The following is a 25,584-nucleotide window of genomic DNA, read 5'->3' as shown; positions in this document are numbered from 1 at the left end:
CTTGGCGTTTTACCGCGGGGCAGGTGTGCGGTTGTCGTGCAGCAATTGGCGGAATTGCGCCAACGGCAGCGCTTTGCTGAACAGGTAACCCTGGTAATGGTGGCAACCCTGTTGTTGCAGGAACGCCAACTGCTCGAGCTGCTCAACCCCTTCGGCAATAATCGCCAACCCTAAGCTTTGCGCCATGGCGATGATGGCGCGGATGATTTCCGCGTCGTTGGCATCCAGGGTGGCTTCGCGCACGAAGGACTGGTCGATCTTCAACACATCCACCGGCAAGCGTTTGAGGTAGGTCAGTGAGCTGTAACCGGTGCCGAAGTCGTCCATGGCAAAGCTTACGCCGAGGCGCTTGAGGCGGTTCATCTTGGCAACCGTGTCTTCGATGTTCTGGATCACGATGCCTTCAGTGATTTCCAGCTTAAGCATGTTGGGTGACAGCTGGCTGCTGGCCAGGCTGCTTTCTACGCGATCGATAAAGTCATGCTGACGGAACTGCCGAGGGCTGATATTTACGCACAGGCTGAACTGCTCGGCATCGACCATGCCTTGCTGGAGTAACTGCGCGCAGGCGTGACAGGCTTCGGCGAGTACCCAGCCGCCGACGTCGAGAATCAACCCGCTTTCTTCTAGAACCGGGATAAACAGCGCCGGCGACTGCGCTCCCAGTGTTGGGTGTGCCCAGCGCAGCAAGGCTTCGGCGCCGATGATCTGGTTGTTGCGGGCATCCACCTGCGGTTGGAAGTGCAGCTCAAACTCGCCGTGCGCCAATGCCAGGCGTAGGTCGTTTTCCAAACGCAGGCGTTCGCTGGCGGCTTTCTGCATGGTGCTACGGAACAGCTGGATGGTATTGCGCCCCGAGTCCTTGGCTCGGTAGAGGGCGATATCAGCACGCTTGAGCAAGTCAGAGGGGTTGTCGCCATGGTCGGGAATCATCGCGATGCCGACGCTCGGGGTGACCTGCAATTGGTGGCCGTCGAGTAGCATGGGCTCGGCCAGTAACTGGCGCAGTTTTTCCGCCAGTGCACGGATCTGCTGAACGACTTTTGAGCGTTTGCCTTCCAGGCCGGTAATCAGTACGACAAATTCGTCACCGCCCAGGCGGGCCACCGTGTCTTCCTGGCGCACGCTGGCTTCCAGGCGTGCGGTGACCAGCTTGAGCACGGCATCGCCGACCTGATGGCCGAGCGAGTCGTTGATGTGTTTGAAGTGATCGAGGTCGAGAAACAGCAGGGCGCCGCGCAGTTGGTGGCGTTTTAACAAAGCGATTTGCTGTGTCAGGCGGTCGAGCAATAGGGCGCGGTTAGGCAGGTTGGTTAGCGAATCATGGTAAGCCAGGTGCTGCACCTGGGCCTGGGCTTCTTTCAGCTCAGTCATGTCGCGGGCGGTCAGCAGTAGGCAAGGGATGGCGTTGAGTTCAATCGACTCGACCGACACTTCGACCAGCATGACTGTGCCATTGCGATGCTTGCCATGCATCTCCATGTGATAGACACGGCCGTCACGCTTGAGTGTCTCCACCATCAGCTCGCGCTCAGACAGGTCGGCCCAGACGTTGAGCTCTATGGAGCTGCGGCCGATCACCTCTTCGGGGGTATAACCGGTCAGGCGGCTGAAGCCTTCATTGACTTCTATATAGCGGCCGCTGTCGCGCTCGGTGATGGTGATGGCGTCCGGACTTGAGTGGAACGCCAGGGCGAATTTCTCCTGGCTGGCCTGCAGCGCGGCCTGGGCTTTCTGCCGCTCACTGATGTTGCGGAAGGTGGTGAGAATGCAGCGCTGGTTATTCAGCACGATCGGTCTTGAGGAGAGCACGCAGGTGATCAATCGGCCTTGCTTGTCGAGGAGGTCCGCCACTTCGTTGTGCAGGCTGTGGTCGCGTAAGAGTTTGTTGAGCAGCGTAACGCGGGCGTTGATATCGACCCAGAAGTTCAGGTCGGTCATCTTCTGCCCGATCACCTCGTCTGGTTGCCAGCCGAAGGTCTGACTGAAGCTTGAGTTGATTTCCAGGACCGCGCCGTCCGGCAAAGTCGTCAGGGCAATTGGGTCGGGGCTGGCCTGGAACAAACTGGCGAATTTGGCTTCCGAGGCGGCGAGGCTTTGTTCGCGGCGCACCCGCTCGCTGATATCGATAAGGATGCCCGCCATGCGCTCTGGCTTGCCGTCGGCATCACGGTAAAGCTTGGCGGTGCTCTCCAGGTAATGCACTTCTTGGTTGGCATAGATCGCCCGATAAGTAACCTGGTAGTCCTCGCCGGTGCCTTGCGCAAGGCTCTGATAGTGCAGGCGCATGGCGTGACGGTCGGCCAGTGGAACGCAGCTGTAAAATTTGCGGAAATCGTCGTGGAACGACTCCTCATTGAGACCGTGAAGTTTCGCCGCGCGGGCCGAGCCGAACAGCATGTTGCTGGGGATATGCCAGTCCCAAGTGCCGAGGGCGGCCGAGTCCAGGGCCAGGTCAAGGCGCTCCTGGCTGTTGATTAGGGCCTGTTCCTGAGTACGTTGCTGGGTGATGTCACGCAGTGATAGCACCAGGCATGGGTTGTCTTGCAGGCGTATTTCACCGCCGAACAGGCGGTTTATACGGAGGCTGCCGTCACGGTGGTAAAGCGAAACCTCCAGGCCGTTGAGGCTGTTGTTGCTGATTGCCTCAAGCATTCGCTGACGATCGGCCAAGCATGCCCATATGCCTATCTCCAGGGAGGTGCGGCCCAGGGTCTGCGCGCTGGTCCAGCCGAACTGGCGCTCGAAGCCCGCGTTGACTTCGATAAAACGGCCGCTGGCTTTATCGGTGATCACCACGGCGTCGGGGCTGTAGTTGAAGGCCTGGGCGAACTTTTCTTCACTGCTGCGCAACGCCTGCTCGCGCGCCTGCTGCTTGCTGATGTCGCGGATTACGCCCATTACCCGTGGCTTGCCGTCGGCATCCTGTTGCAGGCGGCCGCTGATTTCCAACCAGTGCAGGCTGCCGTCAGGCCAGTAAATGCGGTGGCGGACGGTGTGCTTGCTCGGGGTTTCCGTGAGCAGCTGTTGGAACAGTTGCAGGACTTCGGCGCGGTCTTCGTCAGGGATCAGCTCGATGTAGTCGAGCTGCTTTTGCAGCGGCTGTTTGGGGTCGAAACCGAACAGCGCCTGGGCGCCACGCGACCAGTTGACCCGGCCGCTTTCGATGTCCCAGTACCAGGCCCCGAGCTTGGCCCCGTTGAGGGCGCTTAGCAGGTGCGGCGCATCGTTCCAGGTGCTTTCAAATTCGGCAGGATCCAGGGCTGGCACAAACGGCAGAGGCAGGTGGTGAACATTGGAGTTAGCCACGGCCAGCGCTACCTCCGCCTAGGTGGGTTCCCTGGATTTTGACTAAACGGATGGGCTGAGTCATGCGGGGGCCTTTTTTGTTGTTATAAGTCACGTTAGCCCTTAGCCGGTGACCTGTGCAAGATCATCGCGCTGAGCGTCGAGCAGATCCATAAAGGCCCGAGCGGCATTCGACAGGGTGCGCTCGGTGTGCGAAATGTAACCGAGTTGGCGCGTCAGTTGGATGCCGGGTAACGGCAAACGCGCCACCTGTTCATCCAGCATGGTGCGCGGTAGCACGCTCCAGGCCAGGCCGATAGAGACCATCATCTTGATGGTTTCCAGGTAGTTGGTGCTCATGGCGATGTTGGGTGTCAGCCCCTGGGCTTCGAACAGGCGCCGCACGATATGGTGAGTAAAGGTGTTGCCGCCGGGGAATACCGCAGGATGGTGCGCCACATCGGCCAGGCTGATCGCGCCATTACGCGCCAGTGGATGTTCGGGTGCCGCGACAAAATCCAGCGGGTCGTCCCACACCGGCACTGCATGCACCGGCTCGCGGGTTTCCGGGGCAAGGGTGATCACCGCCAGCTCGGCGCGACCATGCAGGACCTCTTCATAGGCCACTTCCGAGTCGAGAAACTGGATGTCCAATGCTACCTGCGGGTGCGCGCGGGTAAAGGCGCGCAGCAGCGGCGGCAAGCGGTGCAGGCCAATGTGGTGGCTAGTGGCTAAGGTCAAGCGGCCGCTGATCTCGCCATTCAGGTTGGTCAGCGCGCGGCGTGTATCGTCCAGCACGTTGAGGATCTGGTAGGCCCGCGGCAATAGCGCGCGACCGGCCTCGGTCAGGCTCACTTCGCGGCCCAGGCGATCGAATAGGCGCACATTGAGCTGCTGTTCCAGGCTGGCGATGCGTTTGCTCACCGCCGGTTGGGTCAGGTGCAAGCGCTCGGCCGCTTCGGAGAAGCTGCCCAGCTCGGCAATCGCAATAAAGGCATTGAGGGTGGCGAGATCCATTTAAGTGCCCTTGGTGGTGTGCTGAGGGTATGCAGTGCAGTGCGCTAATCTATCTGTATTCCTGTAGGGAATCCATAAGATGAAAAATATGAATTTGAGTAATTTGTGTTAAGTCCATAGGATTACCCCATAAGCCAAAGGGCTATTTGCCCGGGCACAGAAACACGCTAACGAGGGAATCGCTGATGGCTGGCAAAACGCTCTACGACAAGCTCTGGGAAATGCACGAAGTGAAGCGCCGTGACGATGGTTCGTCGCTGATCTACATCGACCGCCATATCCTCCACGAAGTGACCTCGCCGCAGGCCTTCGAAGGGTTGCGTCTGGCCAGCCGCAAGCCGTGGCGCATCGACGCCAACATCGCCACCCCCGACCACAACGTGCCGACCACCAAGGCCGAGCGTCAGGGCGGCCTGGAAGCCATCGCCGATGAAGTGTCGCGGATTCAGGTGCAAACCCTGGACGAGAACTGCGATGACTTTGGCATTCTCGAATTCAAGATGAATGACATCCGCCAGGGTATTGTCCACGTGGTCGGCCCGGAGCAGGGCGCGACTTTGCCGGGTATGACCGTGGTCTGCGGCGACTCGCACACCTCGACCCACGGCGCGTTCGGCGCATTGGCCCACGGCATCGGCACCTCGGAGGTCGAGCATGTGCTGGCGACCCAGTGCCTGGTGGCGAAAAAAATGAAGAACATGCAGGTGCGCGTCGAAGGCCAGTTGCCGTTCGGCGTGACTGCCAAGGACATCGTCCTTGCGGTGATTGGCAAGATTGGTACCGCGGGCGGTAATGGCCATGCGCTGGAGTTCGCCGGTAGCGCGATTCGCGACTTGTCGCTGGAAGGGCGCATGACCATCTGCAATATGTCGATCGAAGCGGGTGCGCGCGTTGGTCTGGTGGCGGTGGATGAAAAGACCATCGCTTATGTCGAAGGCCGCCCGTTTGCACCTAAGGGTGAGGACTGGGCCAAGGCTGTGGCGCAGTGGCAGGATTTGGTGTCCGACGCCGATGCGCATTTCGACACTGTCGTGGAGTTGCGCGCCGAAGACATCAAGCCACAGGTCAGCTGGGGTACTTCGCCGGAGATGGTCTTGGCCGTCGATCAGAAGGTGCCGGACCCGGCGGTTGAGAGCGATCCGGTGAAGAAGGATTCAATCACCCGCGCCCTGAAGTACATGGGCCTGCAGGCCAACCAGGCGATCACCGACATTCAGTTGGATCGGGTGTTTATCGGCTCTTGCACCAACTCGCGCATTGAAGACCTGCGCGCTGCTGCCGAGGTGGCCAAGGGCCGCAAAGTGGCGGCGACTATTAAGCAGGCCATGGTGGTGCCGGGTTCCGGCCTGGTAAAAGCCCAGGCGGAACAAGAAGGCCTGGACAAGATCTTTATCGAAGCAGGCTTTGAATGGCGCGAGCCGGGTTGCTCGATGTGCCTGGCGATGAACCCGGACAAGCTCGGCAATGGTGAGCATTGCGCGTCTACCTCTAACCGCAACTTCGAAGGCCGTCAGGGCGCAGGTGGGCGTACTCACCTGGTTAGCCCGGCCATGGCCGCCGCTGCCGCCGTGACTGGCCGCTTTATCGATGTGCGCGAATTGATCCAGGCCTGAGGACTCGACTATGAAAGCTTTTACTCAACATACCGGCCTGGTCGCTCCATTGGATCGCGCCAACGTCGACACCGACCAGATCATCCCCAAGCAATTTTTGAAGTCGATCAAGCGCACGGGCTTTGGCCCTAACCTGTTCGATGAGTGGCGTTATCTGGATGTCGGGCAGCCCAATCAGGACAACTCCAAGCGTCCGCTGAATCCTGAGTTCGTGCTGAACGCGGCGCGCTATCAGGGCGCTAGCGTGCTGCTGGCGCGGGAAAACTTCGGTTGTGGTTCGAGCCGTGAGCACGCGCCTTGGGCGCTGGAAGAGTACGGTTTCCGCGCCATTATCGCGCCGAGCTTTGCCGATATTTTCTTCAACAACAGCTTCAAGAACGGCTTGTTGCCGATCATCCTCAAAGAGGACGAAGTCGACGCCCTGTTTCAGCAAGCCGAAGCCACTGACGGTTATCAGTTGACCGTCGATTTGGCTGCACAAACCGTGACCCGCCCGGATGGCGTGCAATACCGCTTCGAGGTCGATGCTTTCCGTAAGCACTGCCTGCTCAATGGTCTGGACGATATCGGCCTGACCTTGAACGACAGCGACGTGATCAAAGCCTTTGAAAGCACTTACCAGCAGCGCAGCCCTTGGCTGTTCGGCGCAATCAAGTAATCACTGGGCGAATGCCTCGGTCATTCGCCGCTTAATGAGTTGAGAAGAACATGTCCAAGCAGATTCTGATTCTCCCCGGTGACGGTATTGGCCCGGAAATCATGGCCGAAGCGGTTAAGGTGCTGAACCTGGCCAATGACAAATACAACCTGGGTTTCGAGCTGAGCTTCGATGACCTCGGTGGCGCGGCTATCGATCGTTATGGTGTGCCGTTGGCCGACGAAACCCTGGCCCGTGCCCGCGCTGTTGATGCCATTCTGCTCGGTGCCGTGGGCGGGCCGAAGTGGGACGCCATCGACCCGAGCATTCGTCCGGAGCGCGGACTGCTGAAGATTCGTTCGCAACTGGGCCTGTTCGGCAACCTGCGTCCGGCGATTCTCTATCCCCAGTTGGCCGATGCCTCCAGCCTCAAGCGCGAGATCGTCGCCGGCCTGAACATCCTCATCGTCCGCGAGCTGACCGGCGGTATCTACTTCGGCAGCCCGCGTGAGAGCAAGGTGCTGGAGAATGGTGAGCGTATGGCCTACGACACCCTGCCATACAGCGAAAGTGAAATTCGCCGTATTGCCCGCGTTGGCTTCGACATGGCGCGCGTGCGTGGCAAGAAACTCTGCTCGGTGGACAAGGCCAACGTGCTGGCTTCCAGCCAGCTCTGGCGCGCCGTGGTTGAGGAAGTGGCCAAGGATTACCCGGATATCGAGCTGAGCCACATGTACGTCGATAACGCTGCCATGCAGCTGGTGCGTGCGCCCAAGCAGTTTGATGTAATGGTTACCGACAACATGTTTGGTGACATTCTGTCGGATGAGGCTTCCATGCTTACCGGTTCCATCGGCATGCTGCCGTCCGCTTCGCTGGATGCCAATAACAAAGGCATGTATGAGCCATGCCACGGCAGCGCACCGGATATCGCCGGGCAGGGCATTGCTAACCCGCTGGCGACCATTCTGTCGGTGTCGATGATGTTGCGTTACAGCTTCAATCAGACGGTTGCCGCCGATGCCATCGAGCTGGCCGTGAGCAACGTGCTGGATCAGGGCTTGCGCACCGGTGATATTTATAGCGCCGGTACGACCAAAGTCGGCACGGTAGCAATGGGCGATGCAGTAGTCGAAGCGTTACGCAGTCTGTAATCTTCCTGGCCCGTCGGACGGTCTCCGGCGGTCAGCTTATATAGGTGTAGTGGTTATGAAACGTGTAGGTCTGATCGGTTGGCGTGGCATGGTGGGTTCCGTGCTCATGCAGCGCATGCTGGAGGAGCAGGATTTCGATTTGATCGAGCCGGTATTCTTCACCACCTCCAATGTTGGCGGCCAAGGCCCGGCAATTGGCAAGGAAACGGCGCCCTTGAAGGACGCCTACAGCATTGACGAGCTGAAAAGCCTCGACGTGATCCTGACCTGTCAGGGTGGCGACTACACCAATGAAGTCTTCCCCAAGCTGCGCGAAGCCGGCTGGCAGGGTTACTGGATTGATGCGGCCTCGTCGCTGCGCATGAGCGACAGCTCGGTGATCGTGCTCGATCCGGTCAACCGTAAGGTGATCGATCAACAGCTGGATGCTGGCACCAAGGATTACATTGGCGGAAACTGCACTGTCAGCCTGATGCTGATGGCGCTGGGCGGTCTGTACGAAGCCGGTCTGGTCGAGTGGATGAGCGCCATGACCTATCAGGCGGCGAGCGGCGCCGGCGCGCAGAATATGCGTGAGCTGATCAAGCAAATGGGCGCGATTAACGGCGCAGTGGCGGATGAGCTGGCTGACCCGGCCAGTGCCATTCTCGACATCGACCGTAAAGTAGCTGAAGCCATGCGCGCTGATGCCTTCCCGGTGGATAACTTTGGCGTGCCATTGGCCGGCAGCTTGATTCCTTATATCGACAAGGAACTGCCGAATGGGCAGAGCCGTGAAGAGTGGAAGGCGCAGGCAGAAACCAACAAGATCCTTGGTCGCTTCAAGAACCCGATCCCGGTCGATGGGCTGTGCGTGCGCGTCGGCGCGATGCGTTGCCACAGTCAGGCGCTGACCATCAAGCTGAACAAGGATGTGCCGCTGTCGGACATCGAAGGCTTGATCAGTCAGCACAACCCGTGGGTCAAGCTGGTGCCGAACCAGCGCGAGGCGAGCATCCGCGAGCTGGGCCCGACGGCTGTGACTGGCACCTTGAGCGTTCCGGTTGGGCGTTTGCGTAAACTCAATATGGGTTCGCAGTACCTGGGCGCGTTCACCGTTGGCGACCAGCTGTTGTGGGGTGCGGCCGAGCCGCTGCGGCGCATGCTGCGTATCCTGCTGGAGCGTTAATCGCGCAGCGCTGAGGCGTTTGTTGCGGAGTAAATGAGGGGCGGGCTGTGGGGTGTTCGAGTCAAATCGAATGCTCAGCAGTCCGCTCCTTTGCATTTATCGGGCCCGGCTATACAGTGCTGGGCTTATTTCCTCTGAAGTACTGTCATGACCCGGACGTTTGAGATTGCCGTGATTGGTGCCACCGGCAGCGTTGGCGAAGCCTTGGTGCAACTGCTGGAAGAGCGCGAGTTCCCTGTGGCTAATTTGCACGTGGTCGCCAGTGGCGAGTCTGCGGGGAGTTCTGTGTCTTACAAGGGTAAGAACCTGCGGGTAAAAGACCTCGAGACGTTTGATTTTTCCAGTGTGCGCCTGGCGTTTTTTGCCGCTGGTAGCAAGGTGACGCAGAAGTATGCGCAGCAGGCGGGGGCGGCGGGCTGTGCGGTGATTGATTTGGCCAGTGGCTTGCCGAGCGCACAAGCGCCGCGGGTGGTGCCCGAGGCCAATCCGCAGGTGTTGGCGGCAGTGGCTGCGCCTTATTTGTTGACCAGCCCAAGTGCGCCGGGTGTTGCTCTGGCAACTGTGCTGGCGGCTTTGCCTGAACAGATCAACATTCGCCGTATTACGGTGACTGCGTGCCTAGCCGTTTCCAGTCGAGGTCGTGAGGGTGTCGCGGAGTTAGCGCGGCAAACCGCTGAATTACTCAATGGGCGTTCTTTTGAACCGCGCCTGTTTGATCGGCAAATGGCGTTCAATGTGCTGGCACAAGTTGAACACACTGACAGTGAGGGGCACTCCGCACTAGAGCGGCAGGTGGCCGCTGAACTCAAAGAGTTGCTGAACTTGCCAGCGTTGCAGGTTGTTGTGACCTGCATTCAGGTCCCAGTGTTCTTTGGTGATAGTTTGAGTGTATCGCTGCAGACTGAGTCGAGTGTCGATCTCGCGCAGGTCTATACCGCGCTGGATGTCGCGTCGGCTGTGGAGTTGGTGGAGTTGGATGATTATCCAACAGTGGTTGGCGATGCAGTGGGTCAGGATGTTGTCTATGTTGGTCGAGTGCGTGTCGGTTTGGATGATCCGGCTGAACTCAATTTGTGGATTGCGTCTGATAATGTGAGAAAAGGTGCGGCTCTGAATGCTGTGCAATTAGCCGAGTTGTTGATAAAACACTATCTGTAAAAGATACTTACCTAGAAATTTGAAGAATCTTTCGAGCTTGGCAATACTGGCTGAGTTGATTGCTGAATGGGGTCATGTCTTCGGGTGTGATAGGCAGCAATTTTCAAGATCCTCTCGCTAGTCGAGAAAAAAGATAAAACAAGGGATATCGCTATGGTTCGGGTTCGCAAACTGGTGCTGGCAATCGCAGCCGCTTCGGCGCTGTCATCCGGTATGGCGCACGCATTGGGGCTGGGTGAGGTCACTCTGCAGTCAGCGCTCAATCAACCCTTAGTAGCTGAGATTGAATTGCTGGAAGTGCGTGACCTGGCTTCGAGCGAACTATTGCCGACCCTAGCGTCCCCGGAAGCCTTCACCAAGGCGGGTGTGGATCGTCAGTATTTCCTGACGGACCTGAAGTTCACACCCGTGCTCAAGCCCAACGGCAAAAGTGTTATTCGGGTGACCTCCAGCAAACCCATGCGTGAGCCCTACCTGAACTTCCTGGTTGAAGTGCTTTGGCCCAATGGTCGCTTGCTGCGTGAGTACACCTTGCTGCTTGATCCGCCGCTTTATACCCCGCAAAGCGTTACCCCGGCGGCTGCACGGTTGCCTGTGGCTGCAGCGGCACCTGCGACTCGAGTGCTGGCTCCGGCGCCGCGTCCAGCGACTGCCGTGGCTAAACCGGTCTCTCCGGCTGCGCCTACAGCAGCTAGCGCGCCAGCTGCCAAGCCGCTGGAAGGCAATCAATACAAAACCACTGCCAATGACACGCTCTGGGAAATTGCTCAGCGAGCCCGTGCAGGTGGCAGCGTGCATCAAACCATGCTGGCGATTCAGGACTTGAACCCGGATGCCTTTATCGGCGGCAACATCAACCGCCTGAAAAGCGGTCAGGTATTGCGCCTACCGAATGAGCAGCAGATCCAGGCGCGCGCTCATAGCGAGGCCATTGCGCAGGTGACCGAGCAAAATACAGCCTGGCGTGAAGGCCGCAGTGTTAGCGCCCGTCAGTTGGATGCTACCAAGCGCACCAGCGCCGCAGCGGCGCCGGCCAAGGTTGCAGCAGGCGATAGCCTGAAACTGGTTGCTGCGGACAGCGGCAAGGCGACTGCTGGCAGCGACAAAGGTGAGGCGGACAGTAAGGCGCTGAATGACAAGTTGGCCGTGACCCAGGAAAGCCTGGACTCCAGTCGTCGTGAGAACGACGAACTGAAAGGTCGCATGACTGACCTGCAGAGCCAGCTCGATAAGCTGCAACGCCTGATCCAATTGAAAGATAGTCAGATGGCTAAGTTGCAGGCGGATTTGGCCGCACAAGGGCAAGCTCCCGCTGTTGCGCCTGTTGCGCCTGTTGCGCCTGTTGCCCCCGAGTCGGCAGTAGCAGTTGCAACACCGGTGGCTCCAGTAGAGCCTGCTCCGGAGGTCGCACCACAAGAGCCGGCTGCTGCGACTCCCGTAGCGTCTGCTGCCACAGGTGAAACAGATTTTAATTACAGTGAAGAGCCAGCAGCACAGGCCGAGGCTGCTGCACCAGTAGCGGTGCCTGAGCCTGTTGCCGCGCCCGAGCCAGCTCCGGTAGTGCCCGTAGTACCAGTTGTTGAAGTGCCGGCTGTTACCGAGCCAGTTGCCGAAGCACAGGCTGAAAGCACCCTTGATGAGCTGCTGGCCAATCCAATGCTGCTGGGCGCCGCTGGCGGCGGTGCACTGCTGGTGTTGCTGATGGCGTTGATGATGCTGTCGCGCCGCAACGCACTGAAAGAAGCTGAATTGCAGGAAGGTCTGGCTGCTGGTTACACCCCGTCCGATTTGGATGCGGGGTTGGAGCTTCAGGATGACAGTTTTGCGGACTTGGTTAATGACCTTGATGGTCAGAAAAGCGAACTGGCGAACGAAGATCGTGTTACCGCGCAAACCGGTGATGCGTTGGGTGAGGCGGACATCTACATCGCCTATGGCCGCTTCCCGCAGGCCGCAGAGTTGCTGCAAGGGGCTGTCAATGACGAGCCACAGCGTAGTGATCTGCGCCTTAAGTTGATGGAAGTCTATGCCGAAATGGGTGACCGTAATGGTTTCGCCCGACAGGACAATGAATTGCGTGAAATTGGCGGTAGTGCTGCTGAGCTTGATCAGATCAATGCGCGTTACCCAGCAATGGCTGTTGCTGCGGGTGTGGGGGTTGCAGCAGCTGCAACTGCAACTGCGGCTACTGGGCTGGACGGCTTTAGCCTGAATGATCTGGCGTTCGACGAACAGAACCCGAAAGCCGCTGCTGCTGATCAAGACGATGCGTTCGACCTGAGTCTGGATGATCTTGAATCAGAGCTGGATCGTGATCTGCAGGCGGCGGGAAATAATGCTGAGTTAGATGGTCTGGATAGCTTGTCGTTCGATAGCGACTTGGATTTCAGTTCGCCGGTTGAGCAGGCTGATAGCAAGGCTGATAACCTGGATTTCGATCTGAACCTTACTGATAGCAGTGATAGCGCTCTGGATTTAGGTGATGAGCTGGCTGATTTTGGCTTGGATCTGGATGCGCCGACCAAGCCAGTGGCCGCTGCGGATGATGATTTCCTGCTCAGTCTGGATGACGAGCCAAATGCTGCGGCAGCCGTTACTGAACCAAGCTTTGATCTACCAGCGGAAGAGGAAGAGGCAGGTGGTGATTTTGATCTGCCGGCAGACTTTGACTTGTCGCTGAGTGAAGAGGCGCCCGTGCCACCGTCGAGCGAGAGTTTTGCTGCTCAACTGGACGAGGTCAGCGCTGAGTTGGATTTGCTGTCTGATGATTTGGAGCAGTCTGCTGATATGGATGTGCCGGCAAGTGCTGCCTCTGCCAGCGACGCGCTGGATAATGACGATGACTTCGATTTCCTCTCGGGTACCGATGAAACGGCAACCAAGCTCGATCTGGCCCGCGCCTATATCGACATGGGTGATACCGAAGGTGCCCGCGACATCCTTGATGAAGTCATCACCGAAGGTAACGAAGGTCAGCAACAGGAAGCCCGTGAGCTGATCGCTAATTTGGTTTGATACATGTCTGATGGTCTTACTACAACGGCAGCCGACTCGGCTGCCGTTGGCGTTTTCAAGATAGCCCTGGGTGTTGAGTACAACGGTTCGCGCTATCGCGGTTTTCAGCGCCAGCGTGCCGGCGTGCCTTCAATTCAGGAGTCGCTGGAAAAAGCACTGACGAAAGTGGCCGGCGGTGCTGCAGTTACGCTGAGTTGTGCTGGGCGAACCGATGCGCTGGTGCATGCCAGTGCTCAGGTGGTGCATTTCAATACGCCGGTTGAGCGCTCCATGCATGCCTGGGTCATGGGGGCGAACATGAACTTGCCCGGTGATATCAGTGTGACGTGGGCCAAGTCGATGCCGGCGCATTTTGATGCGCGCTTTTGCGCCCAGGCGCGGCGCTACCGTTATGTGATTTATAACGACCAGATCCGTCCAGCACATATGGCTGAAGAGGTGACCTGGAACCATCGTCCGCTGGATATTGAGCGTATGCGTCAGGCTGCTCGAGTGTTTCTAGGCACCCATGACTTCAGTGCATTCCGTGCGCGTCAGTGTCAGGCCAAGTCGCCGATCAAAACGGTGCATCACTTTGAAGTGCTCCAGTACGGACGGTTTATCGTGCTGGATATCCGCGCCAATGCCTTCTTGCACCATATGGTGCGCAATCTCGCCGGGGTTTTGATGACCATAGGGGCAGGTGAGCGACCGATTGAGTGGGCGCAGGAAGTGCTGGAAACCCGTGTGCGTCGTACCGGTGGAGTAACTGCACATCCCTACGGGCTGTATTTAGTTCAGGTCGACTACCCTGAGGAATTTGACTTACCCAAGCGCTATCTTGGGCCGCACTTTCTCTCCGGCTTGCCGGATGTTGCGGCTGACGCCTGAATGGCTATTTGCTAGCATCGGGCATTCACTGAACTCACTGAGGTCATCCTGTTGGCAGTCGTTCGCAGCAAGATTTGTGGCATTACCCGCATAGAGGATGCATTGGCGGCTGTCGAAGCCGGCGTTGATGCTATTGGCTTGGTGTTTTATGCCAAGAGCCCGCGTGCTGTTACGCTGCAGCAGGCGCGCGCAATCATCGCAGCCTTGCCACCTTTTGTGACCACGGTGGGCTTGTTTGTCGATGCCAGCCGCTGCGAGCTAGGTGAAATCCTCGATGCCGTACCGCTTGATCTATTGCAGTTCCATGGTGATGAGGCTCCGGCTGCTTGTGAGGGTTATCACCGCCCTTATATCAAGGCGTTGCGGGTCAAGCCGGGTGACGATATCGCGGCCCAGGTTGCGCTCTACCAGAATGCCAGTGGCGTATTGCTGGATACCTACGTGCCAGGTATTCCGGGCGGTACGGGCGAGGCATTCGATTGGTCGCTGGTGCCTGAGGGCTTAAGCAAGCCGATTGTTCTGGCTGGCGGCCTAACGGCTGAGAACGTTGCGCAGGCCATCGCTCGAGTGCGGCCTTATGCGGTGGATGTCAGTGGCGGCGTAGAGATGGCCAAAGGCATTAAGGACGCTGAGAAGATTCACTCTTTTATGCAGGCGGTAAGGGCGGTTTGAGGTGTGTTGGTTGATGTGACGGCGTTGCGGGCTTGGCCGTCCATAACCCTGTTGCAGGTTATATGAACGCTGCAGGCGGTCGTTTGGGGATGGCGGGTGTGTAAGTGCTGGCGTAATGGCTATGCACCGGCCCCTGAAACGGCGGTACTCATGAATTTTCCCGGGTAGGCTTGGTCGCATATAGCGCAGCCCGCCCGGTTAACAGCTTTGGAGAATCAAGAGCATGAGCAACTGGTTGGTAGACAAACTCATCCCATCGATCATGCGTTCCGAGATCAAGAAGAGCTCGGTGCCCGAAGGCCTGTGGCATAAGTGCCCATCCTGCGATGCCGTGCTGTACAAGCCCGAGCTGGAAAAGACCCTGGATGTTTGCCCCAAGTGCAATCACCACATGCGTATTGGAGCCCGCGCCCGCCTAGATATCTTCCTCGATGCAGAGGGGCGTGAGGAATTGGGTGCGGAGCTTGAGCCGGTTGATCGGCTGAAATTTCGCGACAGCAAAAAATACAAAGATCGCCTTGTCGGCGCACAGAAGCAGACCGGCGAGAAAGATGCCTTGGTGGCCATTCGTGGCACCCTGGAAGGCATGCCGGTTGTGACCTGTGCCTTCGAGTTTTCCTTTATGGGCGGCTCGATGGGGGCAATTGTTGGTGAGCGCTTTGTTCGCGCCGCCAATATTGCTCTGGAGCAGCGTTGCCCGTTGGTATGTTTCTCCGCGTCCGGCGGCGCGCGTATGCAGGAAGCCCTGATCTCGCTGATGCAGATGGCCAAGACCTCGGCCGTGCTGGCGCGCCTGCGTGAAGAGGGTATTCCCTTCGTGTCGGTGCTGACCGATCCGGTGTATGGCGGCGTGTCTGCCAGCTTGGCCATGCTCGGCGATGTGATCGTCGCTGAGCCGCGTGCCCTGATCGGCTTTGCCGGCCCGCGGGTGATTGAGCAAACCGTGCGCGAGAAACTGCCGGAAGGTTTCCAGCGCAGTGAGTTCCTGCTGGAGCACGGCGCCATCGACATGATCATTTCACGCGCTGAACTTCGTCCGCGTCTAGCGCGTTTGCTGGCACAATTCATGGGCCTGCCTTCACCTGTCTCGTTGCCGGCGACTGCATGACTGAGCGCTCCCTTGCCGAATGGCTGAGTTATCTGGAACAGCTGCATCCCAGCGCCATTGATATGGGGCTGGAGCGTTCCCGGGTAGTGTTGCAACGGCTTGGCCTGTCCACGCTTGCGCCGCGGGTAATTACCGTCACTGGCACCAATGGCAAGGGTTCAACCTGTGCATTTGTCGCCGCGTTGCTGCAGGCGCAGGGGCTTAAAGTCGGCGTGTACAGCTCGCCGCACCTGCTGCGCTACAACGAGCGCGTGCAGATTGCCGGTGCTGAAGTCAGCGATGCGCTGCTTTGTGAAGCCTTCGCTGCGGTCGAGGCCGCTCGCGCTGAGGTCTCGCTGACCTATTTTGAAATGGGCACTCTGGCTGCATTCTGGTTGTTCAACCGGGCTGGGTTGGATGCGCTGGTGCTGGAAGTCGGCCTGGGTGGCCGGCTGGATGCGGTGAATCTGCTGGATGCCGATATCGCCGTGGTCACCAGTATTGGCATCGACCATAGCGACTGGTTGGGCGATAGCCGCGAGTCGGTTGCCTTTGAAAAGGCCGGCATCTTCCGTGCGGGCAAGCCCGCATTGTGTGGTGATCGTGAGCCTCCACAGCCCTTGCTTGATCAGGTGGCGCTGCTCGACTCGCCGTTCTTCCTGCGTGGCCGTGACTATGACTTGAGCTGCAATGCGCAGGACTGGTCTTGGTACGGTCTCGACCATCAAGGTGAAGCGCTAAGCCTGCGGCACTTACCGGTGCTTGATTTGCCCATGGAAAACGCTGCGCTGGCCTTGCAGGTTTATGCGCTTATGCAGTTGCCTTGGCAGCCTGAGGTCATACGTCAGACATTGCAGCAGACGCGGGTGGTCGGGCGGCTGGATCGCAGACTGCTTAATTGGCAAGGCAAGTCGCTCACGCTATTGCTCGATGTTGGGCATAATCCTCACGCTGCTGGGTATCTCGCTCAGCGACTGGCCACTCGGTCGGTGCCAGGTAAGCGCTTAGCTGTGTTTGGTTTGCTAGCTGACAAAGACCTGCCCGGTGTAGTGGCACCTTTGTTAAGTGAAGTGGATAGTTGGGCGGTGGCGGCTTTGCCGGTCAGTCGCACACGTGCAGCCGCTGAATTGCATGCGCATTTGCACAGCAGCGGGGCGCGAGTAACGGCTTATGCCAGCGTGCAGGCTGCGCTCGAGGCTCAGTGTGAGCAGGCGGCGGATGGCGATGAAGTGCTGCTGTTTGGATCTTTTTACTGCGTGGCCGAGGCCTTGGATTGGCTAGGCCGCCAAGCCAATGGGGGCGTGCAGGATGGCTTTGCTGGATAAGGGATTGAAGCAGCGCATGGTCGGTGCGCTGGTTTTGCTGGCGCTGGCAGTGATTTTCCTGCCCATGCTGCTGTCGCGTGAAGATGAATCGCAGCGGGTTCAGGTTGATGCGCCGGCAATGCCAGTGGCCCCGGCGGCCCCTGAGGTCGAATTGCAGCCGGTGATCGTGCCGCAGCCGCAATTATTGCCGGATGAGCCGATTGGTGCTGACGCAGCGCAGAGCTTGGAGCCAGTCGATGCGCCGGTGGTTGAGTCGCCGGCTACTCCTGTTGTGCCTGCGCCGCCAGTTGCAGCGCCTAAACCTGCAGCCGTGCCACCTCAAGCAGCGACCAGCAAGCTGGATGCTAACAGCCTGCCGATCAGCTGGTCGGTGCAGCTGGCGAGCTTGTCCAGTGGTGATGGCGCGCAAAAGCTGCAGAAAACCCTGCGCAGTCAGGGTTATAACGCCTATATCCGTACGTTTGATGGTATGAATCGGGTGTTCGTTGGGCCATTGATCGAGCGCGCCGAGGCGGATCGCCTCCGTGATCAGCTTAATCGTCAGCACAAGCTCAATGGCTTTGTGGTGCGCTTTCAGCCTGAGGCGAACTGATCCACTGGTTTAGTGGTTTTCACCTAGCCTAGGTGCCGGGCCTGTCGAGAGGCTGGCTGGGCATTTCGGCAGTTGGCGAATCCTTTGCTTACTCCCCGCACGGCTGCTCTGCTAAAATGCAGCGCCTTTCTCGTTGGTAACCTGCATCGTGGCATTCACCTGGGTCGATTGGGCGATCATCGCCGTTGTCGTCGTTTCAAGTCTGATCAGTCTGAGCCGAGGCTTCGTCAAAGAAGCGCTGTCGCTGCTCACCTGGATCATTGCTGGCGTGGTCGCCTGGATGTTTGGCGGCGCACTGTCGCAGCACTTGGCGGGCTTTATCGAGACACCCTCTGCGCGGGTCATTGCAGGTTGCGCCATTCTGTTCGTCGTCACGCTGCTGGTCGGCGCGTTGATCAATTACCTGATAGGTGAATTGATCCGCGTTACCGGGCTGTCGGGCACTGATCGTTTTCTCGGCATGGTCTTCGGCGCGGCGCGCGGCGGCTTGTTGGTGGTGGTCCTGGTTGGCTTGATCAGCCTGGCTCCGGTTCAACAAGACAGCTGGTGGCAGGAGTCAGCGCTTCTGCCGCATTTCTTGATGGTTGCCGATTGGTCGAAAAATCTGATTCTAGGTCTGTCCAGTCAGTGGCTGGCCAGCGGCGTGAGCACGCCGGTGGAGTTACCGTTTAAAGAGGCACTGCTGCAGCCGAAGCTGCCGTAGTGCATTCGAAATTATCCTGTTTCATAGCGTAGAGGTTGGGTCACATGTGCGGCATTGTCGGTATCGTCGGTAAATCGAACGTCAATCAGGCGCTGTATGACGGGCTGACCGTCCTCCAGCACCGCGGCCAGGATGCTGCCGGTATTGTCACCAGTCATGAGGGCCGTCTGTTCCTGCGCAAGGACAACGGCCTGGTCCGTGACGTGTTTCAGCAGCGCCACATGCAGCGCTTGGTCGGCCATATGGGCATCGGCCATGTGCGCTACCCGACAGCGGGCAGTTCCAGCTCGGCTGAGGCGCAGCCGTTCTATGTCAACTCGCCCTACGGCATCACCCTGGCGCACAACGGCAACCTGACCAATGTCGAGCAGCTGGCCAAGGAGATTTACGAATCTGACCTGCGCCACGTAAACACCAATTCCGATTCGGAAGTGCTGCTCAACGTGTTCGCTCACGAACTGGCCCAGCGCGGCAAGTTGCAGCCTACCGAGGAAGACGTGTTCGCTGCCGTGACTGACGTGCACGAGCGCTGCGTGGGCGGTTACGCCGTGGTGGCGATGATCACTGGCTACGGTATTGTCGGTTTCCGCGATCCTCACGGTATCCGCCCGATCGTCTTCGGTCAGCGCCACACCGATGAAGGCGTGGAATACATGATCGCCTCGGAAAGTGTCTCACTGGATGTGCTGGGCTTCACCCTGATACGCGACCTCGCGCCGGGCGAGGCGGTCTACATCACCGAAGACGGCAGCCTCCACACCCGTCAGTGTGCGAGCAACCCGCAGTACGCGCCGTGCATCTTCGAGCATGTCTATCTGGCGCGCCCGGATTCGATCATGGATGGTATTTCCGTGTACAAGGCGCGTCTGCGCATGGGCGAGAAACTTGCCGAGAAGATTTTGCGCGAGCGCCCGGAACATGACATCGATGTGGTGATCCCTATTCCGGATACCAGCCGTACCGCTGCGCTAGAGTTGGCCAACCACCTGGGTGTGAAGTTCCGCGAAGGTTTTGTGAAGAACCGCTATATCGGTCGCACCTTCATCATGCCGGGTCAGGCTGCACGCAAGAAATCCGTGCGGCAGAAGCTTAATGCCATCGAGCTGGAGTTCCGCGGCAAAAACGTGATGCTGGTCGATGACTCCATTGTCCGCGGCACCACCTGCAAGCAAATCATCCAGATGGCTCGCGAAGCCGGCGCGAAGAATGTCTATTTCTGTTCAGCCGCACCGGCGGTGCGCTACCCGAACGTGTATGGCATCGACATGCCCAGCGCCCACGAGCTGATTGCGCACAATCGTACCACCGAAGAAGTCTGCGAGCTGATCGGTGCCGATTGGCTGGTCTACCAAGACCTGCCGGACCTGATCGAAGCGGTCAGTGGCAGCAAGAAGATCAAGATCGAGAGCTTCGACTGCGCGGTGTTTGATGGCAAATATGTCACGGGCGATGTTGACGAGGCCTACCTGAACAAGATCGAGCAGGCCCGCAACGACATGTCGAAGGCCAAGAGCCAGGCGGTTAGCGCGGTTATCGGCCTGTACAACGACTAATTACGCTGTGCAGCCTGCGCTGGCGGGCTGGCTAGGGGATGGTAATGACGATTGAATGGCAGGCTGGGCGTCTGGACAGCGATCTTGAAGGTGTGGGTTTCGACACCCTAGCGGTGCGTGCCGGGCAACACCGCTCGCCGGAAGGTGAGCACAGCGAGGCGATCTATCCAACCTCCAGCTATGTCTTCCGTACCGCCGCCGATGCCGCTGCGCGGTTTGCCGGTGAAGTGCCGGGTAACGTCTATTCGCGCTACACCAATCCGACGGTACGGGCGTTTGAAGAGCGCATCGCGGCGCTGGAAGGTGCTGAGCAGGCGGTGGCCACTTCGTCGGGTATGTCGGCGATTTTGGCCATGGTCATGAGCCTGTGCAGCGCCGGTGATCATGTGCTGGTATCGCGCAGCGTGTTCGGCTCGACCATTAGCCTGTTCGAGAAATACCTCAAGCGCTTTGGTGTGCAGGTCGATTATGTGCCGCTGGCGGATCTCGATGCTTGGGCCGCTGCCTGCAAGCTCAACACCAAACTGTTGTTTGTCGAGTCGCCGTCCAACCCGTTGGCTGAGCTGGTGGATATTGCTGCGCTGGCCGATATTGCCCATGGCAAAGGTGCATTGCTGGCGGTGGATAACTGCTTCTGTACGCCGGCGTTGCAGCAACCGCTCAAGCTCGGTGCTGATATCGTCATGCACTCGGCCACCAAGTACATCGACGGCCAAGGTCGCAGCATGGGCGGTGTGTTGGCCGGCAGCAGCAAGCTGATGACTGAAGCGGTCGGTTTTCTGCGTACCGCCGGGCCGACGCTCAGCCCGTTCAACGCCTGGATCTTCCTCAAGGGCTTGGAAACGCTACGTATCCGTATGCAGGCCCATTGCGCCAGCGCGCTGCACTTGGCGCAGTGGTTGCAGCAACAGTCGGGCATTGAGCGGGTGCATTACGCCGGCCTGACCAGTCATCCGCAACATGAGTTGGCCAAGCGGCAGCAGAGTGCCTTCGGGGCAGTGGTCAGTTTTGAGGTCAAGGGCGGTAAAGAAGCGGCGTGGCGGTTTATCGATGCCACGCGGGTGATTTCCATCACCACCAACCTTGGTGATACCAAGACCACCATCGCGCATCCGGCGACCACTTCCCATGGTCGTCTAAGTCCAGCTGAGCGGGCCAACGCGGGTATTCGCGACAACCTGATCCGCGTCGCGGTCGGCCTCGAAGATTTGGCTGACTTGCAGGCTGACTTGGCCCGCGGTTTGGCGGCGCTCTAGACACCTAGCCGCCCGTGCCGAATTAGGCGATGGCGCGCGCTGGAGGGTTATCAGCGTTGCTGGGGGCTGCTGACAACGCTACGCCACTCCACACGGCCGCTGCAGGCAAAGTCTGCAGCGGCTTTTTGTTGTGCGCAGGGGTTATTCGCGCAGATCGATGGCCGCTGCTTCAGCCTTGTCAAACAGCTGCACCGCATCACGTGGCAGCACGCCAGGGCGGTAGTCCTCACGGGTATCACCGAGCACGCGGATATCGCTGTATTTCTTTCCGGACAGCGCGGCCATGCCGGCGGCATCACGAATCACGGTGGGGCGCAGAAACACCATCAGGTTGCGTTTGATCCGGGTTTCCTTGCTCGAGCGGAACAGTCGGCCGAGCAACGGAATATCACCCAGCAGCGGCACCTTGGAGTCGGCCTGGGTGACGTCATCCTGAATCAACCCGCCGAGCACAATGACCTGACCATTTTCGGCAAGGATGGTGCTTTTGATCGAGCGCTTATTGGTGATCAGGTCGACGGCATTGACCCCCTGGCTCGTGGGCGCGATGGAGGAGATTTCCTGTTCGACTTCCAGGCGCAGACTTGCACCATCATTGATGTGTGGGGTGACTTTCAGGGTCACGCCGATGTCCTGACGCTCGATGGTGGTGAAGGGGTTGTCGGCACCCGACGCGCTGGTGGTAAATGAGCCGGTCTGGAAGGGCACGTTCTGCCCGACCAGAATTTCCGCTTTTTGGTGATCCAGGGTCAGCAGGCTTGGCGTCGACAGCAGGTTACTCTTGCTGTTGGCCGATAGCGCGGTGACCAGTACGCCGAAGCTGTCGGTACCCAAACCGATGATCGCGCCGTCCGGCAGGTTGCTCAGGGTGTTGTTGTCGGTGCCGCTCTTGTTGTCCTGAATGGCCTGCAACACCCGGCCAACCGACAGGCCGGTGCCGCTGAAGTTAGTCCCGCCTAGGCCGCCGCTGCCGCCACGGGCATCCACGGCCCACTGCACGCCGAGCGCGTCGCTGATATCACCAGAGACTTCGACAATCGCTGCTTCGACCATCACTTGCGCGCGCGGTACATCCAGTTGGCGCACGATGTCTTCCAGGGTGGCCACCACATCCGGCTCGGCCAGCAGGACCAGAGCGTTAAGGCTTTCATCGGCGCGGATCAGCACGGTTTGCGGTTTACCGCCGGCTTCTCCGCCGGCTTCCGGTTTGAGCTTTTCAGAAATTTCTCCCAGGGTTTCCGCCAGGCTCTTGGCATCGCCATGGCGCAGGCGGATGACGCGGGTATTGGCCGAGCGGCTGGTTGGGCTGTCCAGCGATTGCGCCAACGCCATCAGCTTGGCGCGCGCGCCAGGTGGGCCGAGCAGGATCAGGCGGTTGGTGCGGCCGTCGGCGATCACCTGGGTGCCAGACGCCCCCTTGGTCTGGCCGCGATCCACGGCGCTGCGCAGCACTTCAGCGGTGTCCATGACCCAGGCATGCTGCAGGTTGAACACGCTGTAGTCATGCTGGCCTTTCTGGTCGAGTTGGCGCAGCAGGTCTTCAATGCGTTCGATATTCGCCGTGCGGTCGCTGATGATGATCGCGTTGGCGCTGCTGATCGCGGCCAAATGGCCGTATTGCGGCACCAGGGGGCGGATCAGCGGGATCAGCTCGGTCGCCGAACCGTGCTGGACTTGGATTAGGCGAGTTTCCAGACGATCGGGGGCATTGCGTCCGGCATCTGCGTCCGCTTTGGCCTCGGCGTTGGGCACGATGCGTGCCTGGTCGCCCTGAGTGATCACGCTGAAGCCATGCGTGGCCATTACTGAGAGAAACAGCTGATAGACCTCCGTCAGTGTCAACGGGCTGTTGGACACCACGTTGACCTGGCCTTTTACCCGCGGGTCGACGACAAAGGTTTGCCCGCTGATCTGCGCCACCTGATCGATAAACTCGCGGATATCGGCGCCCTTAAGGTTGATGGTCCAGCTTTCTTCCTGCTGGCTGGCGCTTGGCGTGACGGCTGTAACGGCGGCGCTCAGTGGCAGCGGGCTGCAAACCAGGCCGGCGGCCAGCAAAGCGAAGGTGAGGCGTGAGAGAGTCGGGGTCATCGTGTCAGTTGTTTTCCGTGGGCTGTTCGGTGGGATCGACAGTGTCGGGCAGGCTGCCGGAGTCCTGCATCTGCTGGCGCAGCGCTTCCATACGCTCGCGTAGCTGGCTGAGGTCAGCGGATTGCAGCTCGCTGAGCTGATCAACCGGGTCGGCCATGACGTCTTGGGTGTGGCTTTGCAGGTTGCCGGCGGCCGAACTGTGCAGGGGGAAACTAAGCCTCTCGCGGCGGCCATTGCGTATCAGCTCGACGTGATCGGCGGCCACCGAGTGCAGGCGCACGCCGCTGCTGACCTCACTGTTGATGCCGTAGCGCTGAGCGCTGCTGCCTTCGCTGCGGATGATCGCGCTGGAGCGTTGCGGGTCGGCATGCACAAAGCTGCCGAGTAGGGTGAGACGCAAATTGGTGTTGGGGGCGGGGCTGTCACTGGCCACGTTGCTGTTGCCGAACAGTTGATCGATTTCGGGGTTTTGCGCCGCAATCGGTAGTGCGTTTTTGCTGTTGTAACTTGCTGGCACTGGCGCACGTAACAAGCGCCACCAGTCGGCGCTTTGCCAGGCCAGGCTAACGCTCATGGCGGTTACCAGCGCGAGCCCCAGCAAAGTGGCGGCGTGGCGCTGTAACCAGCGTTGGGGGGCCGAAAAGGGCAAGGGCGTCACTCCGGGATTTATTATTATGTGGCGTGGCTTGCGCGCTGATCATAGACATTTGTCAGGCATTTGGCAGCCCCCGCCTGGGGTAGTGTGTCGATTGGCTCAATGTGCTAAAGATAGCGCATTGTTTTCATGTTATTTCCGGCTACTTACAACAATTAATTCACAGATTCCTGGCCTCCTGTCCTGCGCTTAGCGGGCTTCGGTGCAAGCTAGGGTTGCTGTGCAAAGGCCTGTTATCAATGAATGCGCTGCTAATAGAAGTGCCCTCAAAGCGTTTGCCATTCAGCTTTGCCAAGCGACATGGTGTGGTGCTGTTGATGGCTGATGGTGTGCCGAGCCTCGCCTGTCGCCCGGGTGCCGACTTGGTTGCGTTGGCCGAAGCCCAGCGTTTCGCTGGTGCGCAGATGCAGTTGCAAGCCGTTTCGCTGGAAGCCTTTGAGCGGGTGCTGGCCAAGGTTTATCAGCATGACTCGGCATCCATGCAGCTGGCCGAGGATATTGGCGGTAGCCTCGATTTAGCTACCCTTGCCGAACAGGTTCCAGAAACCGAGGATCTGCTAGAGCAAGAAGACAACGCGCCGATTATCCGCTTGATCAACGCCATCCTCGGCGAAGCGATCAAGGAAAATGCTTCGGATATCCACCTGGAAACCTTTGAGAAACGCCTTGTCGTGCGTTTCCGGGTGGACGGCATCCTGCGTGAAGTGCTTGAACCCAAGCGTGAATTGGCGGCCTTGCTGGTGTCACGGATAAAGGTGATGGCGCGCTTGGATATCGCCGAGAAACGCATCCCGCAGGATGGGCGGATTTCCCTGAAAGTCGGCGGCCGTGAGGTGGATGTGCGGGTGTCCACTTTGCCTTCGGCCAATGGCGAGCGGGTGGTGCTGCGTTTGCTCGATAAGCAGGCTGGACGCCTGAATCTGCAGCATCTGGGCATGAGCGCGCGCGACCGTGACCTGATGGAGGCCACCGTGCGTAAACCCCACGGTATTCTGCTGGTCACCGGTCCCACCGGCTCGGGTAAGACCACCACGCTGTACGCCAGCCTGGTCAGTTTGAATGACCGCACGCGCAATATTCTGACTGTCGAAGATCCGATCGAATACCACCTTGAAGGCATCGGCCAGACCCAGGTCAACACCAAGGTCGACATGACCTTTGCCCGTGGCCTGCGCGCCATCTTGCGCCAGGATCCGGACGTGGTGATGGTCGGTGAAATTCGCGACAAGGAAACCGCCGAAATCGCCGTACAGGCCTCGTTGACCGGTCACTTGGTGCTGTCGACCCTGCACACCAACAGTGCGATTGGCGCGATTACCCGCCTGGTGGACATGGGTATCGAGCCATTCCTGTTGTCGTCATCGTTGTTGGGTGTATTGGCCCAGCGTCTGGTGCGGGTGCTTTGCCCGCACTGCAAGCAGGCTTACCAGGCTGATGAGGCCGAGTGCGCGCTGCTTGGCGTCGCTGCCGAATGTGCGCCGACCCTGTATCACTCGCGCGGTTGTGCCGAGTGCCATCAGCAGGGCTATCGCGGGCGTACCGGTATCTATGAGTTGGTGGTGTTTGATGACCACCTGCGTACGCTGATTCATAACGCCGCTTCCGAGCAGGAGATGACCCGCCACGCCCGCAGCCTGGGTCCGAGCATTCGTGAGGATGGTCGGCGCAAGGTATTGGAAGGCGTGACCACGGTCGCGGAAGTGCTGCGCGTAACGCGCGAAGAATGAGCG

The 25,584-nt window shown here is 59.1% G+C and carries 19 protein-coding genes; 15 read left to right on the top strand and 4 right to left on the bottom strand.

From position 1 onward, the window contains the following. Positions 1-9: 9 nt before the first annotated feature. Together Q0V31_RS19045 and Q0V31_RS19040 are read right to left on the bottom strand one after the other, a co-directional pair. Entirely contained in the window at positions 10-3,309 is a 3,300-nt protein-coding gene (locus Q0V31_RS19045) for a PAS domain S-box protein (protein ID WP_298190493.1), read from the bottom strand. A 102-nt stretch (positions 3,310-3,411) separates the two neighbouring features. Beyond that, a complete protein-coding gene (locus Q0V31_RS19040) occupies positions 3,412-4,305 on the bottom strand; it encodes a LysR family transcriptional regulator (protein ID WP_298190491.1) in 894 nt (297 codons plus the stop codon). Between the two features lie 185 nt (positions 4,306-4,490). On the opposite strand from Q0V31_RS19040, the gene leuC reads away from it, so the two are divergent. The 14 genes from leuC (at position 4,491) to Q0V31_RS18970 (ending at position 21,108) form a co-directional block, all read left to right on the top strand. Then, positions 4,491-5,918: a 3-isopropylmalate dehydratase large subunit gene (gene leuC / locus Q0V31_RS19035; RefSeq protein WP_298190489.1), complete on the top strand. Its 1,428-nt coding sequence runs from the start codon at positions 4,491-4,493 to the stop codon at positions 5,916-5,918. A 10-nt stretch (positions 5,919-5,928) separates the two neighbouring features. Then, complete coding sequence (gene leuD, locus Q0V31_RS19030) at positions 5,929-6,576, top strand: 3-isopropylmalate dehydratase small subunit (RefSeq protein ID WP_298190487.1); 648 nt, start codon at positions 5,929-5,931, stop codon at positions 6,574-6,576. A 50-nt stretch (positions 6,577-6,626) separates the two neighbouring features. Beyond that, on the top strand, positions 6,627-7,709 hold the full coding sequence (leuB, locus tag Q0V31_RS19025) for a 3-isopropylmalate dehydrogenase (protein WP_298190485.1): 1,083 nt from the start codon (positions 6,627-6,629) through the stop codon (positions 7,707-7,709). A 55-nt stretch (positions 7,710-7,764) separates the two neighbouring features. Then, positions 7,765-8,877 carry an aspartate-semialdehyde dehydrogenase gene (gene asd, locus Q0V31_RS19020; protein ID WP_298190483.1) on the top strand — a complete coding sequence of 371 codons (1,113 nt, stop codon included), beginning with the start codon at positions 7,765-7,767 and terminating at the stop codon, positions 8,875-8,877. A gap of 147 nt (positions 8,878-9,024) precedes the next feature. Next, positions 9,025-10,035 (top strand): aspartate-semialdehyde dehydrogenase, encoded by a 1,011-nt coding sequence (locus tag Q0V31_RS19015; RefSeq protein ID WP_298190481.1) that lies wholly within the window; start codon positions 9,025-9,027, stop codon positions 10,033-10,035. Between the two features lie 153 nt (positions 10,036-10,188). Beyond that, complete coding sequence (locus Q0V31_RS19010; protein WP_298190479.1) at positions 10,189-13,050, top strand: FimV/HubP family polar landmark protein; 2,862 nt, start codon at positions 10,189-10,191, stop codon at positions 13,048-13,050. A gap of 3 nt (positions 13,051-13,053) precedes the next feature. Further along, complete coding sequence (gene truA / locus Q0V31_RS19005; RefSeq protein WP_298190477.1) at positions 13,054-13,920, top strand: tRNA pseudouridine(38-40) synthase TruA; 867 nt, start codon at positions 13,054-13,056, stop codon at positions 13,918-13,920. Positions 13,921-13,971: 51 nt separating this feature from the next. After that, a complete protein-coding gene (locus tag Q0V31_RS19000; RefSeq protein WP_298190474.1) occupies positions 13,972-14,592 on the top strand; it encodes a phosphoribosylanthranilate isomerase in 621 nt (206 codons plus the stop codon). 223 nt (positions 14,593-14,815) lie between these two features. Continuing rightward, positions 14,816-15,700, top strand: coding sequence for an acetyl-CoA carboxylase, carboxyltransferase subunit beta (gene accD / locus Q0V31_RS18995; RefSeq protein WP_298190472.1), 885 nt, complete (start codon positions 14,816-14,818; stop codon positions 15,698-15,700). Beyond that, positions 15,697-17,004: a bifunctional tetrahydrofolate synthase/dihydrofolate synthase gene (gene folC, locus Q0V31_RS18990; RefSeq protein ID WP_298190470.1), complete on the top strand. Its 1,308-nt coding sequence runs from the start codon at positions 15,697-15,699 to the stop codon at positions 17,002-17,004. The genes accD and folC overlap by 4 nt, the downstream gene beginning before the upstream one ends. Next, complete coding sequence (locus Q0V31_RS18985; RefSeq protein ID WP_298190468.1) at positions 16,988-17,596, top strand: SPOR domain-containing protein; 609 nt, start codon at positions 16,988-16,990, stop codon at positions 17,594-17,596. Before folC ends, Q0V31_RS18985 begins: the two co-directional genes overlap by 17 nt. A gap of 148 nt (positions 17,597-17,744) precedes the next feature. Further along, the gene (locus Q0V31_RS18980; RefSeq protein ID WP_298190466.1) at positions 17,745-18,299 is read left to right on the top strand and encodes a CvpA family protein; all 555 of its coding nucleotides are present in this window, start codon (positions 17,745-17,747) and stop codon (positions 18,297-18,299) included. Between the two features lie 44 nt (positions 18,300-18,343). After that, positions 18,344-19,852 carry an amidophosphoribosyltransferase gene (gene purF / locus Q0V31_RS18975; protein ID WP_298190464.1) on the top strand — a complete coding sequence of 503 codons (1,509 nt, stop codon included), beginning with the start codon at positions 18,344-18,346 and terminating at the stop codon, positions 19,850-19,852. Between the two features lie 44 nt (positions 19,853-19,896). Continuing rightward, positions 19,897-21,108, top strand: a complete 1,212-nt coding sequence (locus Q0V31_RS18970; protein WP_298190462.1) for an O-succinylhomoserine sulfhydrylase — start codon at positions 19,897-19,899, stop codon at positions 21,106-21,108. A 141-nt stretch (positions 21,109-21,249) separates the two neighbouring features. Here the strand turns inward: Q0V31_RS18970 and gspD are convergent, their stop codons facing one another. Continuing rightward, entirely contained in the window at positions 21,250-23,199 is a 1,950-nt protein-coding gene (gene gspD / locus Q0V31_RS18965; protein WP_298190460.1) for a type II secretion system secretin GspD, read from the bottom strand. A gap of 4 nt (positions 23,200-23,203) precedes the next feature. Further along, a complete protein-coding gene (locus Q0V31_RS18960; RefSeq protein ID WP_298190458.1) occupies positions 23,204-23,773 on the bottom strand; it encodes a type II secretion system protein N in 570 nt (189 codons plus the stop codon). 320 nt (positions 23,774-24,093) lie between these two features. On the opposite strand from Q0V31_RS18960, the gene gspE reads away from it, so the two are divergent. Continuing rightward, a complete protein-coding gene (gspE, locus tag Q0V31_RS18955; protein WP_298190456.1) occupies positions 24,094-25,581 on the top strand; it encodes a type II secretion system ATPase GspE in 1,488 nt (495 codons plus the stop codon). Positions 25,582-25,584: the final 3 nt, after the last annotated feature.

It is taken from the genome of uncultured Pseudomonas sp. (assembly GCF_943846705.1).
In the GTDB taxonomy this organism is placed as follows: domain Bacteria; phylum Pseudomonadota; class Gammaproteobacteria; order Pseudomonadales; family Pseudomonadaceae; genus Aquipseudomonas.
The sequence above is the reverse complement of the archived record's forward strand: the minus strand, read 5'-3'. Positions and strand labels throughout refer to the sequence as shown.

Coding starts and splice junctions, on each gene's coding strand:
- leuB (WP_298190485.1), top strand. CDS start 6,627: ATGTCCAAGCAGATTCTGATTCTCCCCGGTGACGGTATTGGCCCGGAA.
- gspE (WP_298190456.1), top strand. CDS start 24,094: ATGAATGCGCTGCTAATAGAAGTGCCCTCAAAGCGTTTGCCATTCAGC.
- leuC (WP_298190489.1), top strand. CDS start 4,491: ATGGCTGGCAAAACGCTCTACGACAAGCTCTGGGAAATGCACGAAGTG.
- Q0V31_RS18970 (WP_298190462.1), top strand. CDS start 19,897: ATGACGATTGAATGGCAGGCTGGGCGTCTGGACAGCGATCTTGAAGGT.
- asd (WP_298190483.1), top strand. CDS start 7,765: ATGAAACGTGTAGGTCTGATCGGTTGGCGTGGCATGGTGGGTTCCGTG.
- Q0V31_RS18985 (WP_298190468.1), top strand. CDS start 16,988: ATGGCTTTGCTGGATAAGGGATTGAAGCAGCGCATGGTCGGTGCGCTG.
- Q0V31_RS18960 (WP_298190458.1), bottom strand. CDS start 23,773: ATGAGCGTTAGCCTGGCCTGGCAAAGCGCCGACTGGTGGCGCTTGTTA.
- Q0V31_RS19015 (WP_298190481.1), top strand. CDS start 9,025: ATGACCCGGACGTTTGAGATTGCCGTGATTGGTGCCACCGGCAGCGTT.
- purF (WP_298190464.1), top strand. CDS start 18,344: ATGTGCGGCATTGTCGGTATCGTCGGTAAATCGAACGTCAATCAGGCG.
- truA (WP_298190477.1), top strand. CDS start 13,054: ATGTCTGATGGTCTTACTACAACGGCAGCCGACTCGGCTGCCGTTGGC.
- gspD (WP_298190460.1), bottom strand. CDS start 23,199: ATGACCCCGACTCTCTCACGCCTCACCTTCGCTTTGCTGGCCGCCGGC.
- accD (WP_298190472.1), top strand. CDS start 14,816: ATGAGCAACTGGTTGGTAGACAAACTCATCCCATCGATCATGCGTTCC.
- Q0V31_RS19010 (WP_298190479.1), top strand. CDS start 10,189: ATGGTTCGGGTTCGCAAACTGGTGCTGGCAATCGCAGCCGCTTCGGCG.
- leuD (WP_298190487.1), top strand. CDS start 5,929: ATGAAAGCTTTTACTCAACATACCGGCCTGGTCGCTCCATTGGATCGC.
- Q0V31_RS19040 (WP_298190491.1), bottom strand. CDS start 4,305: ATGGATCTCGCCACCCTCAATGCCTTTATTGCGATTGCCGAGCTGGGC.
- folC (WP_298190470.1), top strand. CDS start 15,697: ATGACTGAGCGCTCCCTTGCCGAATGGCTGAGTTATCTGGAACAGCTG.